The sequence below is a fragment of the Haladaptatus sp. R4 genome (genome assembly GCF_001625445.1).
Classification (GTDB): domain Archaea; phylum Halobacteriota; class Halobacteria; order Halobacteriales; family Haladaptataceae; genus Haladaptatus.
This window is the reverse complement of sequence record NZ_LWHG01000005.1, coordinates 43,110-67,979: the sequence shown is the minus strand read 5'-3', so window position 1 is coordinate 67,979 and position 24,870 is coordinate 43,110. Positions and strand designations below refer to the sequence as shown.

Genomic DNA, 24,870 nt, shown 5'->3' with positions numbered 1-24,870 from the left:
CGGACCTACGAGCAACGAATGCCCCCGACTGTGAGTGTTATCGTCCCGACGTACAACCGTGCACACTCTTTGCCTCGAACCGTCGAGAGCGTTCTTTCACAGACGCTCGAAGATTTAGAACTCATCATCGTCGACGATGCATCGGACGACGACACCGCCTCGGTCGTCGATTCGTACGATGACGACCGAATACGGTTCTTCGAACACGACGAAAATCAGGGTGCGAGTGCCGCACGAAACACGGGAATAGAACACGCCGAGGGCGAATACATGGCGTTTCTCGACTCGGACGACGTGTGGCTACCCACGAAACTCGAAAAACAGGTTCTCACCCTAGAACTTCGCTCCGACGAGTGGGTTGCGGCGTACTGTAAGGCGGAAACCGTCCATCCGGGCGGACAGAACCCGGCGATAAAATGGGTGACGGAGTTCATTTCGCGTCGAAACAAAGCAGAAGGTGCGGAGGGCGGTAAGGAACTTATCGGCCTGGTATTGAGCGACGACCTTCACACCAGTGCGGGATCGACGCTCATCGTGAAGAGCGAGGTCGTTCGGAAAATCAACGGGTTCGACGAGTCGTTCTCCCGATTTCAGGACCCCGAGTTCCTCATCCGTGTCCTCAAGCACGGAAAACTCGCCTGCGTGAACGAAACGCTCCTCCTCCGCTACGAGACGGGGTCACCGTCGGCGGATTCGGTGGCAAAAGCTGACGAACACTACCGTCGGACGTTCGCAAAAGAAGTCGAGCAACTAGAACGACAGGGAATAGACGTGACCGGAGCACATCACTATATCCTCGCTAGACATTTCCTGAACGAAGGACAGCTCAGGACGGGATTCCGGTACCTCCGCCAGTCGCGTAAACCGGAAGTACGACAGCTACCCGGCTTGCTGATGAACGTTTACAAGGGAGTTAGAGTAAATATCGGATGACGCGACCACGATACGCACACTACTATCTGGCCCTCTCGGTACTCTCGACGCTTCTATTCGGCGGTACCATCCTCGGATTCGGCCCGCTTAGGTGGTTGACACCTGCCCAATCAACGGGAGTAGTGATCGTATCGTTCACGGTGCTAACGCTGTTTCAATCACTGTCAGGTAGTTAGACAATAGCACACATTTTGTTCCCACGATAAAATATCTCCGAAGAGGCATACATTCACGGTGGGTTCACTCCGTTCAAACCGTACAATCGCAAGACGTAAACGGAATGCAACGGCGTGCAAGAAAGCGAGAGGGTCGGTCTATTTTATGATGTGTCCCCGTCTGGATACCGTCGAAGAAACATGAGCGCTACGACGCAAACTCTCTCTGAAGCCCCGTCGTTGCCGAACGAGAACGAATCGGAAAACCTCACGAAGGACAAAATCTTCCACATCCTTCAGACACAACGGCGGCGACACGCCCTACGATATCTCAAAGAGCACGACAACCCCGTGGAAATGCGCGACCTCGCGGAACAAGTCGCCGCATGGGAAAACGACACCACCGTTCAAGCACTCGCTTCGGACGAACGCCAACGCGTGTACATCGCCCTCTATCAGTCCCACCTGCCGAAACTCGACAGCGAAGGCATCATCGAGTACAACAAGAGTCGTGGAATCGTCGAACGTGGTGACCTGGCCGACGAATTCGATCCGTACCTCGAACCGTCTATCGAGTCCGAAACATCGGAAACCGAAATCGACGTCGAGTCGGATACCGACCGCTGGTTCAGTTACTACCGGTGGGCGACCGCAGTCAGCGCGGGAACGTTCGCGGCAGCGTGGTTGAACGCACCGCTCGTCTCGGCCGCATCGACCAACCTTCTCGGTGCATTCGTCGTCGGACTGTACGCGATGATATCCGCCATGCAGATCGCCCTCCGATAACGACAAGCGTCCGAAACGAATCGTCTTGTGAGATCGGTTTTATATGTTTTGATAATTTAGAATGAATTCATATCAATTTTGTCTGACGTAGAACTATATGGCGAAGGAACTAAGCGTCCGACTACGTACTCGAAACAAATGTTCGGTCACCGGAACCATATTTGGTTGGTTATCCATGCTGTCCTTGTCGTTTTCCTCGTCGTCGGTGTCGCCGTGGTTCCGGCAACAGCAAGGGGGACGAATGGGACAGATACCGGACGGATTATCTCGATACATCGAACCGGAGATGCCGTCGTCACGAAAACGAACGAGACGACGTACGTTTGGCAGTCCGAACGGTACACCGCCGATGTAAAATTCCGTATAGATTCGAACGTGTCGAAGTATTCGGTCTGCCTACTGGAAAGGTACGACGGCAAGGACCCCCACAGCATCGTCTGTCAAAGTGCGACCGTCGGAAACGGTTCGACCGCGACCGTCACACTCAACGGCTCTAACGCGACCGAAACCGGAAAGCGGACGCTCTATTTCCGACTGAGACCCACGTTCGGAAGCGACGTTCCGATCATCGACAGTCGAACGATCAACCAGACGGTCATCACGAAAGGGGGAGACTACGACCAAGACGGTCTGACGAACGAGTTCGAGGCCGACAAAATACAGAAGAAGGATTGGCCGGCTGATGCCCTCAACGATTCGGACATAGACAGCGACGGACTCAACGACGGGGAGGAAGTCAACAAATGGGGAACGAACCCAGTCAGCAAGGACAGCGATAATGACAGTATACTCGACGGAAAGGAGATACTCAGCGGAACGAACCCGAACAAGGCGGATAGCGATGGGGACGGCGTCAACGATGCAAAGGACCCCGAACCGATGAACCCGAACGTTGCGAGATCGACTACACAACCGTCGAAAACGACGACGGCTACGAAAGACCAGCAATCGAGCGGTCTTTCGGGAATACAACTCCTGCTCGTCGGTGTCGTCGGTATCGGTATTTTCGGCGCTGCAGCCCTGCTCTGGCGGGTCGGTCGCGACGACCCCGATCCACCGACACCGGTCCCCGAATCGGGAACCACCTCGATACCGGTAACGAAATCAGAGGAGAGCGACACCGACGGTGACGAGGACATCCTCACCGACGAAGGTCAAGTGTTGAAACTCCTGCGCAATAATCGAGATCGGATGAAACAGGTGGATATCGTCGAGGAAACCGGGTGGTCGAAGTCGAAGGTAAGCAGACTGCTCTCCAGAATGGAAGAACGGGGTGACATCAATCGATTGCGCGTCGGTCGTGGTAACATTGTATACCTCGAAGGCGCGAAACCTAACGGTGCTCGGTCGCCACATGAAGAAGATTCGTATAGCTAGATAGATATTTAAAAACCCCGCACAGGCAAGGTGAAACGGCTGGAACAATACAGAGATTCGATATGATTTCGTCCAATTTCATCTCCTTAATTGCTGGATAATAATAGTGGTACCCTGTGAAGGATGGGATACAATGTCGATAGACATGAGCGGTTCCCGAAACGTCGACGATAGCACGATGGCCGATACGCAGTGTCGTAACTGCAGTTCGTTCGTGACCCCCCAGTTCGCCCGCGTGTTCGGGAACAACCGAAACGAAGTCTACGGCTGTTTCGAATGTATGACTGCAACCGAAGTGAAGAAGGGACGTGCCAACGACCCCGTCGAAGCCAACCTCGCCCGAGAGGAAATGCGGTAGTGCTAACGCGCACCTTTACTTCTCACTTCATTCCATAATCGAAAATAACGGACAGCGCGGAGTTACTTGTCTCGAGAGACTTCCTCGTTCGGGAGTGTCACCACACCCTCCGAGAGCGTGACACCCGGATAGAGACTGGTGTTGATGCCCGTTTTCACGTTGTCGCCGACGACGACACCGAACTTCCGCCGTCCGGTGGAAACGCGGTCGCCTTTCACCGTGTGTTTGACCGACTTACCGTCGTGACGGAGGTTGGCCACGTTCGTTCCCGCACCGAAGTTCACGTCACGACCGAGGACGCTATCACCGACGTAGGAGAGATGACCGACCGTCGCACCCGGCGACAGGACGCTGTTTTTCACTTCGACGCTGTGACCGACTTTTGCGCCATTATCCACGAGCGTTGCACCCCGAATGTACGCGTTCGGCCCAATGGTTGCGTCCGAACGGATCAGCGCCGGTCCCTCGATAACGACGCCGGATTTGACCGTTGCACCCTCTTCCACGACTACATCCCCCGTGATCGTGGCCCCATCGCTCACGTCCCCACGGATATCGCGTTCCAATTCGCCGATTTTCCATTCGTTCGCTTCGAGCAGTTCCCACGGACGTCCCACGTCGAGCCACCGTTCGACTTCGACGGCAGTGACGTCGTATTCCTCGATGACGCGCTCCACTACGTCCGTGATTTCGAACTCGCCGCGCTCGCTCTCACCGACGTCGAGCCAGTCACGCGCTTCTTCAGGGAACACGTATGCACCAGTGTTGGCGAGGTCCGTCGGCGGGTCGTCCGGTTTCTCGACGATACCCGTCGCACGGTCACCATCCGTCGAGATGACGCCGTAATTCGAAGGATCATTGACTCGGTACGTCCCCACACCGGGACCGTTCGAGAGTAGCTGTTTGACGGCAGCGGTATCGTAGAGATTGTCGCCGTTGAGGACCGCAAACGGCCCGTCGATGTGTTCTCGGGCCGCGCGAACCGCGTCGGCCGTCCCGCGTTGCTCTTCCTGTACCGAGTATTTGACCGGGATTCCGGCGTACTCCGCGCCGAAGTACTCTCGAACGGTGTCAGCCTCGTAGCCGACGACGAGAACGAGTTCTTCCGCACCCGCTTCGACGGCGGCACGCGCCGTGTGAGCGACAAGTGGTTCCTCTGCAACCGGCAACATGGGCTTCGGACACGATGCGGATAGCGGTCGCATTCGTGTACCCTCACCTGCGGCCAGAACGATTGCTTGCATAGCAGTATCTTCCGCTAGAAGGCGTATAATTATTCACGGGCTAACGAGCGAACTACACGCGGAACGAGTTCTGCGTGGACGAAATCATGTCACGGAACGGATTCGACTGCTCTCGGGATGGGAGATCTTCCCAAACATCCATACCATCGTACGTCTGCTCGAACTCCAGATACTCACGCGCCAACCACAGGGCGTGGTTTTGTGACCCGAGTCCGGGGAAGAGCGTTCTTGTTTCCCCGTTCCGAACGACGAGTGCTTGCCACTGGTCACCGACTCGACGGCAGATCACCGATTCAACCCCATCCGACCATTCGATCCCACCGTAGACGTTGCGTTGGAGCCGATAATCCTCGATACGGACCGGAATACCACTGTAACAGCCGTTCGCTTCCTTGACCGTATGATTGGCAACTTGTTTCATTCTGCTCCCTCGCTCACGTCGCGGCACTCCCAAACCATCTCTAACGTATCATTTCGGGGATGCGGTAAAAGATGTTGACCTTCGTGCTCCCACTCATTATATAGGGATAGATAGAATGATGGTTATTCGATAATAAAACGAATGAAACGCAAGACGGTACCGGTTTCCCTGTTGTCGGTTAACGAATAAAACAGTCTGAAACCGTATTCCCCCTTTTTAGAGATGGGGGAAAAAGCGGTAGTTGTAATGAGTGCGACCGAAAGCCGCCACAAGGTTTCCGATCTCGTCGACTCGTTCGTCGGCCTCGAAATCGAAGACCCCCTCCGCGTCACCGTCGGTGACACCACTATCGATTGCCACGTGCACGATATCGACCGAACGAACGACCGATTTACCATACTGGTGAAAACATTCGCGGAAGATTATCTCCGCATCGAGACTCAATGGGTCGGTGGATGGCTCGATCCCCAAGTCGACCGCCTCAAGCCGATTGCGGAGGAGCGACAGCCGATCGGCGAGCTACAGAACATCGAAGCGGCGTAAGAACAGGGGGTATCGATCGTTTGGAGGGAGAGGAGTTTTTTACCGTTTAGCGAGTTGCGTGATCTCAACCATCAGGTCGAGACCATCAGCACACCGGAAGGTCCACGCACGATCGAAGCCGATTCCGGACCGATGTGCGCCTCGGAGTAGGGATGACAGTTTGGTTTCGAACTCCGTTTCGTCCATCGTAGGTGCGTGCTCCCCACAGGTCTGTGTGGTCTCGGGATCGCTCGCAAGTCGCGTCACTTCGACCATGAGGTCGGGGTGATCGTCCTCGCGGCGGAACGTCCACGAGCGGTCGAACGTGACCGCACCACGGCGTGCCGCAACCAGGAGGGTCTTCAAAGAACCCTCGAATTCTTGGGGACCTGTCCAAAGAGAGGCGCTGTCAGTTTGGCTCATTTTTCGCTTTCCTCGATTCGGCCATATCCCCGGGGGGTAATAAAAGGAGAAACTCGTCGTGCACCGTTTCAGATCGTTTCAAACCGCGTATGTTCTGTTGTCGAAGTTTGTACGTCGAAAATCAGCGAGTCAGAGATCACTGCCGCGGAGAGATTTTATCCAACTGTTCAGTCAACAGTCCTTTGATAGATTGTGGGTTGGAAACGTTCTCAAAAACGAGGTTGTTCGTCGACGTGCCAGCGGTGTGTATCCTCACCGTCCCGTAATCGAAGATGCGTTCCGGAAGTGATTGTGAGAAGGCAATATCCTGCACACGATCCAGTCGAATTTGTGATACGTCCTGTGCGAAGACGCCACGCTTGTGATATATCTCCTCGGTCGTGAGGACGAACCATTCGCTTCGCCAACGGAGAAACGACGGGACGGCGACCGCGATTCCGGCCACAATCGGAAGAACGCCGAGCCACTTCGCCCAACCGAAGTAGCCGCTTCCGATGATACCGACACCGATCAAAACGAGGACGATACCGGCGAGGATCGACGGAATCGTCTGATAGAAACTCCGGTGACCTGCCCAGAGAACCTCCTCGTCGGGTGTGAGGTGAAGCCACGACACGTCCAAATCTTTCGTCATGGTATGAAACAACGAGGGGCGCAAGCACCTTTACGTTTGCCGCGTTGTTCGTGCAAACGAGCCTGTACTATTTTCGGCCGCCAAAATGGAGAGACGGTGACGACGTCGATATAAAGCGCTGAAAGGGCGGTCCTCCGGGCACACCCTCACCGTATTGCATGTCTTTCCACAATCGTTCGAGTACCGCACGACTCAAGACACTGAATACAGTGGATCGGTATCACGAGTACACGATCACGGAAAGCGAAAGGGAGACCACTTGCTCAGATATGCTTTTCAATACTATCATGAATACCGGTCTGCATAATCGTTCCGTCGAGCGCCTGAACAACCAAATCTAAATCCTGCGCCAGAACGTGCTCTCGGTAACTTCCACCGGCCAGTCCTTCGTTCCTGTGATTGCTTTCCGTGAGCCCGAGCATTTCGAGGGTATCGCACTGAGCTCGCATCCATCGTGACGAATTGGGACTCATCGCCGCCATTTCAGCGAGTGTGGTATATCGCTCGTACAGTGATCGCGTACGTATCGGCGTCTCCTCATTTGCTTCGAATGTCGTAAGAGCATACAGAACCAGTTGCTCGTGCTGGTTTAACGAGACAATTCCCACAGCGACTTCCTCCTCCTCAAGTTCGTCGCGTCCACGCCGGACATGATCTTCCGTTACGATCTCGGCATCTTCTTTCCGGGCGAGATCACCTGCTTGAAGAAGTAAGTCAAGGGCTTTACGCGCATCGCCGGACTCTTGTGCGCCATAGGCTGCGCAAAGAGGAATAACGTCATCTTCAAGCGCACCATCTGTAAAGGCGGCCGTCTCACGCTGTCGGAGAACTTCTTGGAGTTCGTTCGCATCGTATGTAGAAAACGAAATAGAACGTTCGCACAAGGACGAACGAGTCTTGGGAGAGAGGTGGTCCCGGAAAGTGAGATCGTTACTTATCCCGATGACGGAGATACGAGCGCTTTCGATGTTTCGATTTTCACGAGCACGAGAGAGTTGGTAGAGAATCGATTCATCCTGAAGGTGATCAACCTCGTCGAGAACAAGGATAAAAATTCCACCACAGGAATCGAGAACATTCCATAGCGCATCATAAACTTGCGAACGCGAATAACCAGTATCGCTAATCTGCTCTTCGGGCGGGCAGAATTTGTTGACGAGATGGACGGCAACACGGTAGCTAGTGTCGAATCCATCACAATTGACGACCGCCGTTTTAATATCGACATTGTATTCAACGGAGTTTTGCTCCAGCCGATCAAGCAAAAATCGTGTCGCAGCAGTTTTTCCGACACCAGTTTTTCCATAGAGAAAAATGTTATTAGGCTGTTCGCCATTGATTGCAGGCTGTAACACGGAATGATACTCTGTGAGTTCGTCATCTCTTCCAACGAGTGTATTCGGAGTGTAGTCCTCCATTAATACATTCCTGTTCTTAAAGGGAAACTCGTTTGGTGTGAAATCGAAATCCGACATGAGTGTATAATAAGCAAGAGTTGCCTTCGATATAAAACCCCACCACCACCAGTTCCAATGCTTCCGGTGCTCCATTCGTTTAAGTACTATTAAATACGATAAGTGACCCCACCACTTCCAGTGCTAGGGCCATATTATAACACCCCCACCCCGGGTTTCCAGTGCTTTCCTCAATTGACGCATCGCATTTACTGATTCTAATATCTAGAGACGAAACATATATGTGGAGTAGTGACAAAACAGAACAGTACTAGAGATTTTGAGTTCTAATATAATATATTAATTCAACAAGTGCTGCGGTAACACTGGAGCAAGTGAGGCCACATGATCAGAGAAGCACTGGAAACCCGGGGTGGGAGTGTTATAAGAGGGGTGTTGAACTGGAAATAGTGGGATTACCTACAGGGAAATCAGACAAGTACCCATACAACTGAATAGGAACACAGCACCTGCCCCACTAGATGACCAACAAAATTCCTGCATCTCACCGACACCACACCTTTGCCACTCGACTCCCTACGACCCCGTGGGACATATTGACATGCATCGGGTCGCACTGGTACAATCGAACTACACCGTCGGGGATATCGAGGACAACGAACGGAAGATCAAGGACGGAATCCGTCGAGCACGCGAGGAGAACGCCGACCTGGTCGTGTTCTCGGAACTCGCGCTCGTCGGCTATCCTCCCCAGGACCTCGTAAAACGCGAGTCGTTCATCGAAACACAGCTTGCCGCGCTCGACCGAATCGCCGAGGAAGCGACGGACATCACGGCCATCGTCGGGTTCGTCGCGCGGAACGCCGACGAGTACGGAAAAGGGGTGCAAAACGCGGTGGCGATATGCCGCGATGGAACGGTCGTCGGTCGGACCGAGAAACGGCTTCTCCCGACGTACGACGTGTTCGACGAGGACCGATTTTTCGAGCCCGCGACGAGCCAACCGCTCCACACGCTCGGCGACGGAACCGAACTCGGCGTCAGTATCTGTGAGGACGCGTGGAACGAACCCGACGTGTGGGAGCGCCCGGAGTACGACGAGGACCCCATCGAAGACCTCGTGACGGCGGGCGCTGATCTGCTCGTAAACAGCTCCGCCAGTCCGTTTTACGGCGGGAAAGGCGAATTTCGGGAGCAACTGTTCGGTGCACACGCCAGCGACCACGGCAAGTGGCTGGTCTTCGTGAACCAGGTCGGTGCGAACGACGAACTCATCTTCGACGGCCGTTCGTTCGTCGTCGCACCCGACGGGACGATAGCATGCCGACTCGCGACCTTCGAGGAGGATTTCGCGGTCTACGACGTCCCGCTCGACGCCGAATCCCCTGCGACGGTAAACATCGCCCCCGAACCCCCGGTTGGAGCGGCGGAGATCCGGTCGGCACTCGCACTCGGGATCAGGGATTACGTCCACAAAACGGGGTTCGAGGACGTTCTCGTCGGACTTTCGGGTGGGATCGACTCCTCGCTGACGGCCGCGCTGGCCGTCGATGCGCTCGGTCAGGAGAGCGTCCTCGGTGTCGCCATGCCGACCAGATACACCAGCGACGAGAGTGAAATCGACGCCCGCGAACTCGCCGACAACCTCGATATCGACTTCCTCGACATACCGATAGAGGACACCTTCGAGTCGTTCGAGGCGGAGTTGGCACCGGTTCTCGACGAGGAACCGAGCGTCACGGAGGAGAACGTCCAAGCACGAATTCGAGCGACGACACTGATGGCCATCGCGAACGAACAGGGCCGTCTCCTCCTCGCGACCAGTAATCGGAGCGAACTCGCCATCGGGTACACCACCCTCTACGGCGATATGTGTGGGTCACTCGCTCCGATAGCGGACTGCCCGAAAACGTTCGTCTACGAGCTCGCAAATCGGATGAACGCATCCGAGACGACCATCCCCGAACGCGTCATCGAAAAACCGCCCTCCGCGGAACTTCGGGCGGATCAAACCGACGAGGACGACCTTCCACCGTACGAAGTTCTCGATTCGATTCTAGCGGGGTACGTTGACGAAGGGCTGACCGCCGACGAACTGGTCGAATCGGGATACGACCACGAAACGGTTCGTCGGGTACTTTCGATGCTACATCGATCCGAGTACAAACGGTTTCAGGCCGCTCCCGTGCTCAAGGTATCTCCGAAAGCGTTCGGCGTGGGATGGCGATACCCGCTCGCGGCGAAGTACGAAAGCACCCTCCCGGAGTGAACGAAATCGGGGGAGTGTGTCACGTCCGTCCGCCGACTCGACGACGATACTCGTCGACGTAGCCACACTGAGGAGGAAATGAGAGAACCGGCTTACTTCCCCCTTCCACCGCGGAACCGGGACACCAGACCGGATGCGTACTGCGCCACCGTCAGTCCGAACACCAAACTGACGAGACCGAGTCCTCCCCAGAAAACGAGCGTCGAAGGTAGGTTACCCGTCTTTGCTGGGGAATGAATTCCGCTCATACCGCCGGACTGTTTGTCCGCGCCCACATCCTTCTGTGACCCATCACCATCGCCGACGTTCGATCCCGCATCGTTCGCCTGTTTGAGATCCTGCAGGCGTAGTTTCGAGGTCGTCGTGACGTGCTTGTTCAACCACGGTGTCATCGACCGTCCGGCCACGTCGGCGACGATATTCCGGAAATCGGCGTACGTGACCGTCCCATCGTGTTCGTTCATCCGGTGAAATACGTCCATCAGGCTACGATGCCCGTCGGTCGCCTGCTGTATCTTTTCGTCGAGGGCCCACAAGGTGAGCGCCCCGCGATAGTACGGGACCTCACGGTCGGCCCACGTGTTCGGTTTCGAGAGCGTCGATGCGTCGTACGATTTCGACGAGAGCGTTCCGACAACGGCGGATTTCGAGGTTTCGTCCTCCTTCATCGCCAGATCCGACGCGAAGTAGGCGGCGCTGGCCTCCCGAAACCACTCCATCTTATCGCTCAGTTCGAACGACTGTCGCGTGTGGAAATACTCGTGTAACCAGAGATTCTGTGGATCGTCGAGGCGGGCGTCTTCGTGTACCCATAGTTCGCCGTACTTCGGCGAGGAGTACCCACCGCGCCAAATCGGGTCGGGGAGGACGAACATCAGTACGTCGTCCGGGGGCTGGCCGGGAATCCGTTTGCTCGCCGCGCTGAGCGAGTTGAAAATCGACTTGGGGGACTCGGCTGGAGACGCATCGGCCGCGACGATCATCCGAAATCGTTGCCCGTCCGCGTGACGGACGCGTTCGTGGTACTTTCCGACGTACGTGAACGCCGACCCGAGAACGCCGGAATCGGCGAACGAAACGCTCCGATCCGGATAGTCGTCCTGGAGGGGGTGAAAATAGCTCCAGTCGTCGGCGGCCGTGGATTCCCACGCGACCGACATCCTCGGCGTCGGTGCGAGCGCCCAGTCGTCGGTCGCCGCGAACTCGCGACCGCTTCCGGAGTGAACACTCGTGGTGATCGTCATCGACGGGGAGTCAGTCTCGCCGTCCCAACGGAGTGCGTGGTTTCCGTTCCCCGTTTGGTCGCTGACGAACCCATCCGAGGACACCACGTTTCCGGTGTAATTGATGAGCCAAAAGTGGCTCCCGTCGTCGGGTGTCTCGAAATCGAGATGATAGCGAACGGTGCCGGATTGGGACGCGTGCCGCTCGATGGAAATCGAAACGGACGGCGGCCCGCTCGACGACTGTCCGCCCGACGATTGTGCCGTCGCTTGCGGAGCGAACGTGCCAGCGACGAGCGACAGCACGAGTAGTAATACGACTGTCCTCCCGGTAACCAGACCCACAGACCCCATTTACAGCCACGTCGGCCGGATGGAGTTTTGTTATACGTCGCCTGAACGAAAACAGGGTCGATCAAAGTTGTATGATGGTTTGCAGTGGAGGATGAGTTTCCGGAACTTCCGAGTTTCCCAAGGAAACAGTTTTTAAGTGAGATGGAGAAATCCCATTTCCGACGTTCTAGAAGGTCAGTTTCAGTATTCTTTGTTGGGAGAAAAGAAAGCACACACCCCCCACGTTTCCGACGTTCTACGAAATTCTATGTGAGTCTCTTTATGGAAGCAGTCGATGACTAACCGGAACAGGGAATTGAAGTCACTGGTTTCCACTCACACAGCAATTAGAAGACGAGTGGGGAGTGTTTTCTAATTGAAATCTAAGTCTAGAAAGTCGCTAGAAGAAACGTCGGAAACACGGGGGGTGTGGGTGTTCTCTGTATAGAGTCTCCACTAGAGGATAACGTCGGAAACACGGGGGGAGGGAGTGAAAAATGAATTCCTTCGATGAGATTTCGGGAACATCGGAAAAGAGGGGGGAGAACCGGTTCAAACTTCGGAAACAAGGTTATGATATATAAATGGAAAGTAGATCGAAATACAGCCCAAGAACGCTTAAATCGGGTAGAAACATCGGAACAAAGGGGAGAACAGATGACTATACGTCGGAAACGTAGTTCAATACAATCCACTGCAAATACGCCGCCAAATGCGTTGCAACGCCGATAAGCACAATAATTAACGTCGGAAAGGAGGCCCCATAATATCATAGGAGATATATGTGAGTTGTTACAAATAGTTGGTGTATGAACCAGTCTCGTGGTAACGAGCCAAACCAATCCCAGCTACGAACAGATGGTGGTGAGGGGTTCGACGTTGCTCGTGAAATTTTCGAGCAAGAAGATAACATCTTTTCAAATAAGGGCTTGCTCGAAATCGATCACGTCCCAAGTGCCGACCGGATCGTCGGCCGAGATGACGAAATTCGAATGTTAGCGGAAGAACTGCGAAGTGCCGTCAATGGGCACTCACCTGAAAACGTAATTATCTACGGGAAAACGGGAACAGGGAAATCACTGGTTTCGCGCCACGTCACAACCCGTGCAAAGGAGTTAGCGAAAGACGGGGTCAGTATTGGCACAGCATACGTCGATTGTTCAACCCATAGCACCGAGACACAAGCAGTTTCGACCCTTGCGCGCCATTACAACCAACCGGATGTAACACAGCTTCGAGTTCCTGAAACTGGTCTCTCTACTGCTGCCTACTATGAGCGACTCTGGACAGTCTTGGATTCCCAATATGACGTTGCCATCATCATCCTCGACGAAGCAGATTTGATGACTGACGATAGCATATTGATGAAACTGTCTAGAGCCGGTGAATCCGGTAGCACATCCTGTCGTATCGGAGTTATCGCGATCAGTAACAAGATCGAATGGGCAGATGATCTGAACGAACGAGTAAAGTCGAGTCTGCAGCCAAAGGAGATGGCCTTCCAACCGTATGACGCCACTCAGTTGGAGCAGATCATGGAAAACCGGAAAGACGCATTCCAATCCGATGTATTAACGAGCGACGTTATCCCGCTCTGTGCGGCTTTTGCGGCTCAGGACTTCGGTGATGCACGAAAGGCAATTGACATCCTTCGTCATTCGGGCAATTTAGCATATAAGCAGGATGCAGAGCAGGTAACTGAAGCGCATGTCCGAGAGGCGCGTACTGAAGCAGAAAAGGATCGCTTCAAGGAACTTATCGAGGGGGTTCCACAACAAGCAAAAGCAGTGCTCTTAGCACTCTCTATTCTCACAAACAACTCGGCACAAGACGAATTCGCCACACAACTCGTCTACCGCCAGTATTCGAATATTTGCAGGACAATCGATTTAGACACACTCTCCGAGCGGCGCTTCCGTGATATCTTGAAAGAGCAAGCATTTCTCGGCCTTATCGACATCCAAAAGGAGAATCGAGGTCGTTCCGGTGGCATCAATCTCCTCAATCGGCTTGTCGAAGATTCTGACCTCGTGTACGATATCCTTATCGACGATAACCGATTTTCCGAACTGAATGATAATCTCGACCAACGCCGTGTCCAAGACTGGTGAACCTGAACCTCTCTGTGTACAGTAGTTCCGAACGTCAAAATCTGTGTGTGGAGTACCTCTTCAAGTAGTGTGAACACTAGATACTAGTCACAAAATCGACTCCTAAAAATCATCTCTTTAAATACATCGTGGCTTTTTGCTTTAGCTTGCTTCCGTAGGAGACTCAAGACACTCTACAACTGGTGTGTGACCACAACCATTTCCGATGGATGGATACGCAAACAACGGAATTACACCGAACCGTCACCACTCCGCGACGCTGCCGTCATCGTGTCGCCAGACTGGGTTGTGCCAGTCGTCGTGACCGGCGCGCTCGCGCAGGGTTTCCTCGTCCGGTTCGACGCCCAATCCGGGGGCGCCGGGGAGCGAGACGTACCCGTCCTCGTAGTCGAAGACGCTGGGGTCGGCCAGATAATCGAGCACGTCGCCGCCCTCGTTGTAGTGGATGTCGAGGCTCTGTTCCTGAATCAACGCGTTCGGCGAGCAGGCATCGACCTGTAGACAGGACGCGAGTGCGACCGGGCCGAGCGGACAGTGTGGCGCGAGCGCCACGTCGTAGGCCTCGGCCATCGACGCGATTTTGTGCGTTTCCGTGATTCCGCCCGCGTGCGAGAGGTCGGGTTGAATCACGTCCACTGCGCCCGATTCGAACACCTCCTTGAAATCCCAACGGGAGTACATCCGCTCGCCCGTCGCGATCGGAATCGACGTGTGAGCCGCGAGTTGTGGGAGGAACTCGTTCTGTTCCGGAAGCACCGGTTCCTCGATGAAGAACGGGTCGTGCGGTTCGAGGACGTCGGCGAGTCGCTTCGCCATCGACTTCGCCACGCGCCCGTGGAAGTCGACGCCGATGTCCACGTCCGGGCCGACTTCCTCTCGAACCGTCTCAAGTCGCTCGCCGACCGAATCGACCGCCGCGGGCGTGTCGATTCGACGGAGTTCGGGCGTCGCGTTCATCTTCAGCGCCGTGAATCCGGCGTCCACCTTCTCGCGAGCGGCCTCGGCGACGCCCGCCGGGCGGTCGCCGCCGACCCACTGGTAGACGCGTACCCGGTCGCGGACCGGGCCGCCGAGCAAGTCGTACACCGGCGCGCCGAACGCCTTTCCACGGATGTCCCACAGCGCTTGATCGATTCCCGCGATGGCGCTCATCAGAACGGGACCGCCGCGGTAGAATCCGCCACGATACAGTCGTTGCCAGTGATCCTCGACCGGCATCGGATCCTCGCCGACCAAGTAGTCGTCCATCAGTTCCTCGACCGCGCCGCGGACCGTCTTCACACGGCCCTCGACGACGGGTTCACCCCAACCGACGAGTCCGTCACTCGTCTCGATTCGAAGGAACAGCCAACGCGGCGGGACGGCGAACAGTTCGTAGTCCGTAATTCGCATGTCGGACTGTTGTCGCGGGCGGTGGTAGTGATTTTGGGTCGCGACAGACACCGCGGCCCGGTGGTGGTAAGCGCCGTCTATCGGATGGGGGCTCTCCGACGACTGCGAACGGAACGGTTCAACACGTCGCGACGGGTATCGTCGGAGAACGTATGGACGCGTTTTGCTCGTGGAGCGGCGGCAAGGATAGCAGTCTGGCGTGGGATTTGGCGGTGGACGAGTACGACGTCTCGCGGTTCGTCACGATGATGGTCGACGGACGGGACGACCGCGATGCCGGGTCGTACCACGAACTCATCCGGCGACAGGCCCGCAGTGTCGGGACGACGCTCGTGCAACGACGGGTGACGTGGGAGACGTACGAGGAACAGTTCAAACGCGTCCTCGAATCACTCGACGAGAAGTACGGCGTGTTCGGCACCGTGGACGTCGATGCCGATAGGGAATGGGTCGAATCGATCTGCGACGAAACCGGCGTCACACCGGTGTTTCCGCTTTGGGACCGGGAACCGACCGCGACCTACCGGACGTTCCTGGACAGGGGGTTCGAGGCCCGCGTCGCGAAACTCGATTCGACGGAGATCGACGAGCGATGGCTCGGGCGGCCGCTCGACGAGACGTTTCTGAACCACCTGCACGAACGCGGTGTTCACCCGTTGGGCGAAGGAGGGGAGTACCACACCGTTACGGTCGACGGACCGTCGTTCGAGACGCGGATCGATCTCGAACTCGTCGGCTCGAAGCGGCAAGGCGACGACATCGTCGCGACGTTCGAACTCGAACCGGAGGACACACGAGATAGCCAAACGTAAAGCGCTCGCCTCCGATACGCGAACCATGGACGAATTCGAGAGCCTCAAAGGCTTTTACGACCGCTACCCGGAGGAGTGGGCGGCGTGGCGCGAACTCGTGGACACCGTCGAAGCGACGGCCCGCGAGTTCGGCTTCCGCGAGATCGACGCGCCGAGCGTCGAACCCACCGACCTCTTTCGGGTGAAGTCGGGCGACGAAATCGTGGAACAGACCTACAGCTTCGAGGACAAAGGCGGACGCGAAGTCACGCTCATCCCCGAACAGACGCCGACTCGCTCGCGGTTGGTCCAACAGAGAAAGGACCTCGGCACGCCGATCAAGTGGTTCGACACCTCGAAACGCTGGCGCTACGAGGCGGTCCAGAAGGGACGCGACCGCGAGTTCTTCCAGACCGACATCGACATCTTCGGCGTCGAATCGGTCGAGGCGGACGCGGAGATCATCGCCTGTGCGGCCACCATCTACGAGAAACTCGGGGTCGCCGACTCGGTGGAGTTCAGACTGAACGACCGACAACTGCTGGACGCCTTGCTCAACGCGATGGACGTGGAGGGAAGCAAGGACGTGATGCGCGTCATCGACAAGAAGGAGAAGATCAGTCGAGAGGAGTTCCTCGACAACCTCGAACTCGAAGGCGTGGACCGCGAAACCGCCGAGGAGATCGACGAACTCACCGCCATCAGCGGAGACATGGAGAGCGCACTGGTCGAACTCTCGAACAAAGCACCCGAGGGCGATGCCGCTGACGATGCAATCGACCGCATGCACGACCTCTACGACGTGCTTTCGGCGTACGGTGTCGAGGAGACGTGTACCTTCGACCTCTCCATCGTTCGCGGAATGGACTACTACACCGGTCTCGTCTTCGAGGCGTTTTCGACCGAGAGCGACCTCCGCGCGCTGTTCGGCGGCGGCAGATACGACAACCTCATCGAGCAGTTCGGGAACCGCGAAGTACCCGCAATCGGGTTCGCGTTCGGCTACTCCACGACGATGCAGTTGTTGAAGGAACTGGACGAGTGGCCCGACGAGGCGCTCTCGACGGACGTCTACGTGTTGACGATTTCCGATTCCGTGCGCGAAATCGGGATGGAGTACGCGAAGGGACTGCGTGCGGAAGGGCTGACCGTCGAAACCGACCTGACCGGTCGGAGCGTCGGCGAGCAGTTCGGGTACGCCGACCGCATCAACGCCGAATACACCGTCGTCGTCGGTGAACGAGACCTGAACGAGGGCGTCGTCACGGTTCAAAACATGGATTCCGGCGAGGAAGACCAGGTACCGAAGGACGAAGTCGTCTCGGAAGTCCTCGATCGACTGTAGGGTCGTTTTTCTCTTTTCTTTGGTCGAGAATCGATCGATAGCGCTGGCTGATGGTGGTGACATCAGTTATTCCGAACATCCACCACCAAGATATACCACTTGAGAATAGATATGGTAGTATGGCGTTCAGTGACCATCTCCTCACGAGAGGGAGCGACCTGTGGGAAGAGCAGAAAGCACATCCGTTCGTCGTCGAATTGGCGAACGGAACGCTCGAAGCGGATGCGTTCCGACATTGGGTAGAGCAGGATTATCGCTACCTGCTCGATTACGCTCGCGTGTTCGCCGTCGCCGGCTGCAAAGCACGCGACGAGGCGACGATGACCCACGCGTTCGATGTCGCACACACGATTCTCGCGGACGAAATGGAGTTACATCGCTCGTTCGCCGCCGACTACGGAATTTCCCGTGCCGAACTCGAAGCGGTTCAAAAAACGCCGACGTGTCTCGCGTACACGAACTACCTGTTGCGAACGGCCTACGAGAGAACGCTCGCCGAACTCGCAGCGGCCGTCTACCCGTGCGGTCAGGGATATCTCGACGTCGCGGAGCACATGGCAACCATCGCGGACGGAGAGCACCGATACACGCCGTTCATCGAGAAGTATACGAGCGACGAATTTCGTGACTCCGTCGCATGGATGCGAACGTTCGTGGACCGACAAGCGGACGAATCACCGGGAATACGTGATGCGATGGAGAATGCGTTCTTGACGAGTACACGCCTCGAAACGGCATTTTGGGGAATGGCGTACGACGGAGAAACGTGGTAGTGCTCGGGGAGAGCTATCAAAACCAGCAAAACCAGCAAAAATAGAAAATTCGTCAAAACCGTCAAAACTAGAAAAACAGTCAAAACTTCCAGATACGCCAAAAACAGAGTATCGCCACGGTGGTTTACTTTCACTTAGCTGTAGTTCCGTATGCGGCCGAAAACGGACGATAGCGGAGGTAAACGTCACGAACGAATGAGGATTTACTTTCACCATGGATAAGGCTCGAAGTTTTTTGAAGAATGGTCGTATGCCAGCGTATGGGTGTCCACGATATCGACGGACCGATCACGAAGTGGCGCTACACGTGCCCGAACGGCCACACCAGTTGGGAGACGACGAACAGCCACTTCTGGTGTCACCAGTGTAGTCGGCTCCCCGGAATGGACGCCGAATTTTGGAAGCTACATGATAGAAAGACGGGCGAGCGCCTCGCGCGCGAGAAGGTGAGTATCCATGGCTAAATCCGAGTGGCAGAACACGGGCGATACCGTTCGACGTGGCGTGTGGAATCGGCACACGGACTCGAAGCGCTACTGCCGAAACCCTGATTGTGGAAACGAACACGTCGATCCTTCGTTCGCACGGACGATGGGAACCGAAGACGGCATCGTCTATGCCTGCCCCAAGTGTACCCGTTGGGCGGCGCTAAAACGCGGTGCCGCCGCGGATCCGACGATCGAACATCGTGTCGATAGGGAATGGCGTTGACACCGTCGAGTTCCGGCTTTGGCACCCACACGCTTCACTCGGTAGAACGAATCGAGTTCACTTTCATCCCGGATAAGAACAACGGCTTTGTGCGACTGTCATCTCCCGTGTGTTCACGGATTTCGTTTCCACGATGCGGGCGACGAGAGCCGCCCGTCACTCGAAATCGATACCCGTGATCTCGAACCGTGAGCCGCCCGTACTGCCCTCGTAGACATCGATTTCCCAGCCGTGCGCTTCGACGATCTGTTGAACGATGGAGAGACCGAGACCGGTTCCGTTGTCCGTCGTGTAGCCGCTTTTGAACACTAGCTCGCGCTCGTCCGGATCGATTCCGGAACCGTCATCGACGATACAGACACCGTTCGAAATGCGTTTGACGTGAACCGTAACGTCCCGGCTGACGTGCTCGATGGCGTTTCGAAACAGGTTTTCGAAAACCTGGCTCAACCGGTCGATATCGGCCGAAATCTCACCCTCGACGTTCTCCAACACGAGGGTTGCCTCGGGCGGAGCGATACGCGACCACGCGTTCTCGACGATATCGTAGAACTCGGTGATTTCCTTGTCGTTGAGCGCGTCGGGTTTGCGTGCGAGGTCCAGCATTTCGTTTATCATTCGTTCCATTCGGTCGAGCGCACCACGAACCTCCTCAAACGCGTCCTCGGAGTCTTCCATCTCCGCGACACGAAGATATCCCTGTGCGATTCCGAGTGGATTACGAAGTTCGTGAGCGAGCATGCTAGCGAACTCGTCGAGACGCTCGTTCTGCCGCTGGAGTTCCTGCTTTCGCCGCTTGTGCTCGGTTACGTCTCGGATGATACCGATGATTTCGGGCATCTCCTCGTCGAATCGCATCAGAGTGGTATTGATTTCCGCGTACCGTGTTTCCCCGTCCGGCGTCATGTACGTCACCGAGTACGGCGAAGGATCGGGATTTCGCCCTTGGCCACGCATGTCGGCGGCAAGCCTATCGAGCGAATCGTTGGGGAACGCGTCGATACTCTCCAACCGTTCGCCAAGCACGGTCGATCGAGTGAGTCCGGAGACACGGCAAAACGCGTCGTTGACTGCCTCGATTCGGCCATCAGCATCGAGAACGAAAACCGGGTCGGGGGCGGTCTGAAACAACGTTCGAAACCGCTCTTCGCTCTGTTCTTTCTCCCGCTCGATTTCGACCGATAGTCGCCGACGTTCGAGCAACCCATCCAATCGTGCCTGCAGGACTGCCTTCTCGATGGGTGTCGTGATGGCTTCGTCGACTCCCTGCCACACTTCCGGTGTCCGTGCGGGGGACGTCGTCGACGTGACGAGCAGATAGGGGAGAAACGTGGGAAGTGCGGCTTCCTTTTTGCGTTCGAGTTCATCACGATGTCGGCTGAACGATGCCTCGTCGACGATACAGAGGTCAAACGACACATCGAGACCGTTCTCCGGAAGAACGACTTCGTATTCGGACGTGAGCCAGTCGGCTAACAGTCGACGGTTCCGTCGATGATCGATGAGCAACAGAACACTCCCCTTCGAAACGGACTCGGTCCCCTGTGCTGTCCTATTTTCGCTCATGGTTGTCGTTTCCCGCTGGACGTCAACGAACGAGATCGGTGGAGAGTGGAGAGTGGCGAATGAGCGACGGACGAAACGACCCATAGTTGTGTCCAAGAGGGAAGCATGATAGACAGCCTCTTCCTGTCAGATTCGGGATTATTATTCATAATTCTATCGAATAATCCAACACGGCATCTATTTGACGATAACCGTCAGTTTTTCGTCTCCGATGCGTCGTTCTGTTTTGCGGACTCCATCAACTTGGAGCCGGATCCGTTGCGGTTGTGGAACTCCGCGCGGAGGTCATCGTCGTCCAAATCCATTGCCGTGGACGAAAGTTCGTTTCGAAGCGATGCCAACTGTGTTTCGAGAGCGACGTAATCCTCGTTTTGCGAGAGTTCGTTCGCTTCCTTTCGATCCTCCAACGCGGCCCGTTTCGACGACAGCGAGAGAAACTGCTGTACCTGTGAGTCGTACGCCGAGCGGGTTTCGAGTGAAGAGACGATCTCTCGAAGTTGCTCCGGATCGGAAACCGGTTTGCAGATGTAATCGTCGAATCCGAGTTCAAGGATGTCGAAATCGGGTTCGACCGCAGTTACCATCGCAACTCGACAATCGACCGATAGCTCACGGATTTTGCCGAGGACTTCCTGACCGGAGTAGTCCGGCATGCGACGATCGAGAAGGACGATATCGACGGAATCGTCGATTTTATCTAGCGCTTCAGTCCCGTTGTACGCCTTCCTAACGTCGTAGGAATCATCAAGCCACCGAGCATGCAGGTCCGTGATCGCATGCTCATCGTCAACAATGAGAACAGTTGGCTCGTCAGACATTGGTTACGTGGTGTTTCACTGCCATTGCTATATCAAACGTAGCGAGATCAATTATACGTTGGCAGTGACTTCGAATATAATGCATGAACTACACTCACTTGTCTTGCAATCAATAGACGGATGGACTCCATTTTGATAAAAGCTTTTCGATAATAGCGCCGAAGATGGGAGAAAACAGCGGGAGGAGGCACCGATAGCTACAATATTGCCGACACCATGCATGGGATAGAGAGATGAGCGTTTTGACCGAGTTCGTCGTGCCAGCAGAGGAGTTCATCCTCCACGAAACACTGCGACGAGTTTCCGCGATTCATGTCGAGATCGAGCGCGTCGTTGCGGACAGCGAATATGTAACTCCGTACTTCTGGGCGAGTGGAGAGACGTTCGAATCGTTCGAACGTGCACTTGAAGACGATATAACTGTCGAATCATTAACGGTTCTGGAAGAACACGACGACGAACGGTTTTACCGGGTTTCGTGGCGCCAGCGTACTGGTACAGTCGGTCACGCCGTCTCGAAACTGAAAGCCAGTATCCTCGAAGCGACCAGCGATGGAAAGAACTGGTTTCTCAAGTTGTTGTTTCCAAGCGAATCGTCACTGACGGAGTTTCACGACTACTGTGAAAACTACGATCTCTCTTTTCAGTTGACTCGACTCTACGAATCTCGACATCCGAACGCGTTCGGGAAATATGAAGTGACGCCGAAACAACGGGAAGCCCTCGTGACCGCGCTCGATTCCGGTTACTTCAACGTTCCCCGCGAAGTAACGTTGGGACACGTCGCTGGCGAACTCGATATCTCACCGAACGCACTTTCGACGCGATTGCGACGCGGGCACGCAAATCTTATCACAAACACGTTACGTCACGACGGATGACCCTGCATTTGCAAGCCAATACTTTTTGATAACCGGGTCGCTAATAAAGGATGGTAATAGTCACACACTGGCTTTAGGGTAGGCTGATGTATGGCTTAAAACGAACACGGGTTGTCGGAAACAACTCGCAGGTATGAACGACGATAGACGGGTACGAAACATCGAGGTAAGCACGTATTTACCTCCATGTCTATCCACGTCACTCCGAAGATATCCTCGACAGTCACACCGAAAAAACCGGAACGACAATATTTGGGCCCTACAATTCACGAATCGGACACTGTCAAAGGATTCATCACTTCGACAATTGGAAATGCAAACGTATATCAGAGGATAGTCTAGGAGAACAATACATTGATATCATGCCGCAGTGTATTTAATATGATAGATACTATCCAGAATATAGAAGTAAAAGAATATATTGAGAAATGGAATAAATGAACGTTCGCAAGATAGAAGAAGACCTTCAAGGAGCGTCAAACGTTCTCGTCCTTGCCCCTCTCACCCCTGATGGCAACCGGGCGCACATGGAGCTTGTAGCTTCGATGCGGCCAAAAAATCTCAGTTTAGCAACCGTTACCTACACGCAGCCACCGGGACAGTGGCTCGAAGATTGGCAACGGAGTGTCGGGGCACCACCACGGGAAGTACGGTTCATCCATGCGAGTGGAATGGCCCAGTCCGAGACGTATGACGAACAGACTCCCGATTACGTGACGACGGACGTCGTTGACCCGACCGACCCGATGGAGATCATCGTTCCACTGAGTGACCGCCTGAAGGAGTGGACGGACGGAGAAACGCAACCAGTAGTATCAGTACAAACCCTAACAGTTCTCCTCGAATACGTCGATTTTGATACTGCATTTCGCTATCTCCACATACTTACACACCGAATACAAGCTGCAGGAGCGGTCGGATATTTCCAGATGGATCCCGATATCCACGATCCAGAAACCACGAATACTCTAAAAACGCTGTTTGACGTCGTCGTCGAGGTTTCCGATAGCGGTGCCGATTGGACGACCACACCGACCTACACTCCGAGCACGGAAACGGCTGAAACGACCGAAGCCGAGGACGACACCGAGCAACCGGAACAACCATCGACTGGCCCACTGTCGTCCATTCGAACGATCCTTTCCGGCCTCTTCGACCGAAAGAAGCCGGAACAGGAGGAGGAACCCGCCACCGAAACCAGTGTCGAGGAACCGACCGAAAGCGAAGAGGAGAGTACGGAGACGGTCCAGACACCGATCGGGAGTTTAGCGGACGAGGAGATGCTGACCGACGAAGAACGGATCCGTTCCCTTCTCATTCAGTACGGCGGTCGAATGAAACAGGCGGATATCACGACCGAGACGTCGTGGTCCAAGTCGACCGTTAGCAGGAAACTGTCGAAGATGGAGGAAAACGAGGAGATAACGCGGGTCCAAATCGGACGGGGAAATCTCGTCTTCCTCAATGGTTCCGAACCGGAAGCATCGAAATCGCCGTTCGAAGCTTAATCCTCATCGACGACGAAGGTACTGGCGATGAGTTGCTTAGTTGCTCGTCGTAGCTGTTGTGAAATCGCCGACGTCGAGACGTCGAGTTCTGCCGCGAGTTCGCCTTGTGAGATTCCCCGAGGAACGTTGTAATAGCCCGATCGATAGGCAGTGAGAACGGTATCTCGCTGACGTTCGGTCAACCGTGTACTGTCGATATCCGTATTCGAATCCGAATCGTACAGTTGACGGACGTGGAACGTAGTACCGACTTCCAGACACGCTTTTCGAAGATCGATGAGGGACTCGCGCGACAGGAGTTGGATCCGAACGACCCACCCTCCGTTTCCGCTCTGGATATCGAGCGTCCGAATACCCAAGTCGTTGGCGGTCGGAAGGAGCGGGAGCGTATCCGGTGATGGTCGAATTCGGTACGTTCGCCGGTCACCGGACGTCGAAAAGAGGATTGCTTCGCTCACGGTCGTATCCGTCTCAAGGGAGCGTTCGAACGACGAAAAATCGGTTCCAAAGACGGACACGAAGTGAAACGAACCGTCGGCTACCGGCGTTCCCTCGATCTGAACCGACAGTTCGGAGGTCGATTCGAGTGTCGGAACGAGAACGAGACGTTCATGGGAAATGAAAACCTCGGCGAGGAGAGTTTGCGGAGCGGAAGTAGGCGAAGAATCATCCTGCATACAGGACTCCGACGAGTCGTTTAGCTCCTTGGAAGCCTTGTCGGAATTGGATGCGCCATGTGCCATTGTCGAGGAACCAAATCCGGTTGTGGTATTACCGTACCTGGCTTTAAAGTTTAGGGAACAAAATGAGCGCGAAAGAAAGCTATTCGAAGCCGTATCGGAAGGCACCCTTTCGTAATTGAGTTAAATCTCGAATTGTTT

General features: G+C 55.2%; 24 protein-coding genes. 14 read left to right on the top strand and 10 right to left on the bottom strand.

Features of this window, described 5'->3' with window-relative positions:
* Positions 1 to 18 precede the first annotated feature (18 nt).
* The 4 genes from A4G99_RS02675 to A4G99_RS02660 all read left to right on the top strand — a co-directional run bounded on the left by A4G99_RS02675 (position 19) and on the right by A4G99_RS02660 (position 3,609).
* Positions 19 to 933 (top strand): glycosyltransferase family 2 protein, encoded by a 915-nt coding sequence (locus tag A4G99_RS02675; RefSeq protein ID WP_066139110.1) that lies wholly within the window; start codon positions 19 to 21, stop codon positions 931 to 933.
* 356 nt (positions 934 to 1,289) lie between these two features.
* Complete coding sequence (locus A4G99_RS02670) at positions 1,290 to 1,874, top strand: hypothetical protein (protein ID WP_066139107.1); 585 nt, start codon at positions 1,290 to 1,292, stop codon at positions 1,872 to 1,874.
* A 375-nt stretch (positions 1,875 to 2,249) separates the two neighbouring features.
* Positions 2,250 to 3,251, top strand: a complete 1,002-nt coding sequence (locus A4G99_RS02665) for a helix-turn-helix domain-containing protein (protein WP_223301641.1) — start codon at positions 2,250 to 2,252, stop codon at positions 3,249 to 3,251.
* Between the two features lie 133 nt (positions 3,252 to 3,384).
* Positions 3,385 to 3,609, top strand: coding sequence for a hypothetical protein (locus tag A4G99_RS02660; RefSeq protein WP_223301640.1), 225 nt, complete (start codon positions 3,385 to 3,387; stop codon positions 3,607 to 3,609).
* Between the two features lie 62 nt (positions 3,610 to 3,671).
* On the opposite strand, the gene glmU is transcribed toward A4G99_RS02660, so the two are convergent.
* Both glmU and A4G99_RS02650 read right to left on the bottom strand, forming a co-directional pair.
* Positions 3,672 to 4,853, bottom strand: a complete 1,182-nt coding sequence (gene glmU / locus A4G99_RS02655; RefSeq protein WP_066139103.1) for a bifunctional sugar-1-phosphate nucleotidylyltransferase/acetyltransferase — start codon at positions 4,851 to 4,853, stop codon at positions 3,672 to 3,674.
* Positions 4,854 to 4,905: 52 nt separating this feature from the next.
* Complete coding sequence (locus tag A4G99_RS02650; protein ID WP_066139099.1) at positions 4,906 to 5,274, bottom strand: hypothetical protein; 369 nt, start codon at positions 5,272 to 5,274, stop codon at positions 4,906 to 4,908.
* A gap of 246 nt (positions 5,275 to 5,520) precedes the next feature.
* On the opposite strand from A4G99_RS02650, the gene A4G99_RS02645 reads away from it, so the two are divergent.
* Positions 5,521 to 5,817, top strand: coding sequence for a hypothetical protein (locus A4G99_RS02645; RefSeq protein ID WP_066139094.1), 297 nt, complete (start codon positions 5,521 to 5,523; stop codon positions 5,815 to 5,817).
* Positions 5,818 to 5,856: 39 nt separating this feature from the next.
* Here A4G99_RS02645 and A4G99_RS02640 read toward each other — a convergent pair whose 3' ends face one another.
* The 3 genes from A4G99_RS02640 to A4G99_RS02630 form a co-directional block, all read right to left on the bottom strand.
* Positions 5,857 to 6,162, bottom strand: coding sequence for a hypothetical protein (locus A4G99_RS02640; RefSeq protein ID WP_082837687.1), 306 nt, complete (start codon positions 6,160 to 6,162; stop codon positions 5,857 to 5,859).
* A 193-nt stretch (positions 6,163 to 6,355) separates the two neighbouring features.
* Positions 6,356 to 6,853, bottom strand: a complete 498-nt coding sequence (locus A4G99_RS02635; RefSeq protein ID WP_066139090.1) for a PH domain-containing protein — start codon at positions 6,851 to 6,853, stop codon at positions 6,356 to 6,358.
* Between the two features lie 263 nt (positions 6,854 to 7,116).
* Positions 7,117 to 8,328: a Cdc6/Cdc18 family protein gene (locus tag A4G99_RS02630; protein ID WP_066139164.1), complete on the bottom strand. Its 1,212-nt coding sequence runs from the start codon at positions 8,326 to 8,328 to the stop codon at positions 7,117 to 7,119.
* A gap of 541 nt (positions 8,329 to 8,869) precedes the next feature.
* Here A4G99_RS02630 and A4G99_RS02625 point away from each other — a divergent pair.
* Positions 8,870 to 10,537, top strand: coding sequence for an NAD+ synthase (locus A4G99_RS02625; protein ID WP_066139088.1), 1,668 nt, complete (start codon positions 8,870 to 8,872; stop codon positions 10,535 to 10,537).
* 92 nt (positions 10,538 to 10,629) lie between these two features.
* Here the strand turns inward: A4G99_RS02625 and A4G99_RS02620 are convergent, their stop codons facing one another.
* The gene (locus tag A4G99_RS02620) at positions 10,630 to 12,114 is read right to left on the bottom strand and encodes a glycyl aminopeptidase (protein ID WP_223301639.1); all 1,485 of its coding nucleotides are present in this window, start codon (positions 12,112 to 12,114) and stop codon (positions 10,630 to 10,632) included.
* A gap of 788 nt (positions 12,115 to 12,902) precedes the next feature.
* Between A4G99_RS02620 and A4G99_RS02615 the strand changes: the two genes are divergently transcribed.
* Entirely contained in the window at positions 12,903 to 14,204 is a 1,302-nt protein-coding gene (locus tag A4G99_RS02615; RefSeq protein WP_082837686.1) for an orc1/cdc6 family replication initiation protein, read from the top strand.
* A gap of 243 nt (positions 14,205 to 14,447) precedes the next feature.
* On the opposite strand, the gene dgoD is transcribed toward A4G99_RS02615, so the two are convergent.
* Positions 14,448 to 15,596 carry a galactonate dehydratase gene (gene dgoD, locus A4G99_RS02610; protein ID WP_066139084.1) on the bottom strand — a complete coding sequence of 383 codons (1,149 nt, stop codon included), beginning with the start codon at positions 15,594 to 15,596 and terminating at the stop codon, positions 14,448 to 14,450.
* Between the two features lie 152 nt (positions 15,597 to 15,748).
* Between dgoD and A4G99_RS02605 the strand changes: the two genes are divergently transcribed.
* The 5 genes from A4G99_RS02605 (at position 15,749) to A4G99_RS02585 (ending at position 19,216) form a co-directional block, all read left to right on the top strand.
* Complete coding sequence (locus A4G99_RS02605; RefSeq protein WP_066139082.1) at positions 15,749 to 16,408, top strand: diphthine--ammonia ligase; 660 nt, start codon at positions 15,749 to 15,751, stop codon at positions 16,406 to 16,408.
* Positions 16,409 to 16,433: 25 nt separating this feature from the next.
* Positions 16,434 to 17,732, top strand: coding sequence for a histidine--tRNA ligase (gene hisS, locus A4G99_RS02600; protein ID WP_066139079.1), 1,299 nt, complete (start codon positions 16,434 to 16,436; stop codon positions 17,730 to 17,732).
* A gap of 119 nt (positions 17,733 to 17,851) precedes the next feature.
* Positions 17,852 to 18,505, top strand: coding sequence for a thiaminase II (gene tenA, locus A4G99_RS02595; protein WP_066139076.1), 654 nt, complete (start codon positions 17,852 to 17,854; stop codon positions 18,503 to 18,505).
* Between the two features lie 260 nt (positions 18,506 to 18,765).
* Positions 18,766 to 18,969 (top strand): hypothetical protein, encoded by a 204-nt coding sequence (locus tag A4G99_RS02590; protein WP_066139072.1) that lies wholly within the window; start codon positions 18,766 to 18,768, stop codon positions 18,967 to 18,969.
* Complete coding sequence (locus A4G99_RS02585; RefSeq protein ID WP_066139069.1) at positions 18,962 to 19,216, top strand: hypothetical protein; 255 nt, start codon at positions 18,962 to 18,964, stop codon at positions 19,214 to 19,216. The genes A4G99_RS02590 and A4G99_RS02585 overlap by 8 nt, the downstream gene beginning before the upstream one ends.
* A gap of 156 nt (positions 19,217 to 19,372) precedes the next feature.
* On the opposite strand, the gene A4G99_RS02580 is transcribed toward A4G99_RS02585, so the two are convergent.
* Positions 19,373 to 20,782 (bottom strand): PAS domain S-box protein, encoded by a 1,410-nt coding sequence (locus tag A4G99_RS02580; protein ID WP_066139065.1) that lies wholly within the window; start codon positions 20,780 to 20,782, stop codon positions 19,373 to 19,375.
* A 194-nt stretch (positions 20,783 to 20,976) separates the two neighbouring features.
* Entirely contained in the window at positions 20,977 to 21,600 is a 624-nt protein-coding gene (locus tag A4G99_RS02575) for a response regulator transcription factor (RefSeq protein ID WP_066139062.1), read from the bottom strand.
* Between the two features lie 233 nt (positions 21,601 to 21,833).
* On the opposite strand from A4G99_RS02575, the gene A4G99_RS02570 reads away from it, so the two are divergent.
* Together A4G99_RS02570 and A4G99_RS26715 are read left to right on the top strand one after the other, a co-directional pair.
* Positions 21,834 to 22,481 (top strand): helix-turn-helix domain-containing protein, encoded by a 648-nt coding sequence (locus A4G99_RS02570; protein WP_066139059.1) that lies wholly within the window; start codon positions 21,834 to 21,836, stop codon positions 22,479 to 22,481.
* Between the two features lie 929 nt (positions 22,482 to 23,410).
* Complete coding sequence (locus tag A4G99_RS26715; protein ID WP_223301638.1) at positions 23,411 to 23,989, top strand: hypothetical protein; 579 nt, start codon at positions 23,411 to 23,413, stop codon at positions 23,987 to 23,989.
* On the opposite strand, the gene A4G99_RS02560 is transcribed toward A4G99_RS26715, so the two are convergent.
* A complete protein-coding gene (locus A4G99_RS02560; protein ID WP_223301637.1) occupies positions 23,986 to 24,666 on the bottom strand; it encodes a helix-turn-helix domain-containing protein in 681 nt (226 codons plus the stop codon). The genes A4G99_RS26715 and A4G99_RS02560 overlap by 4 nt on opposite strands.
* Between the last annotated feature and the right edge of the window lie 204 nt (positions 24,667 to 24,870).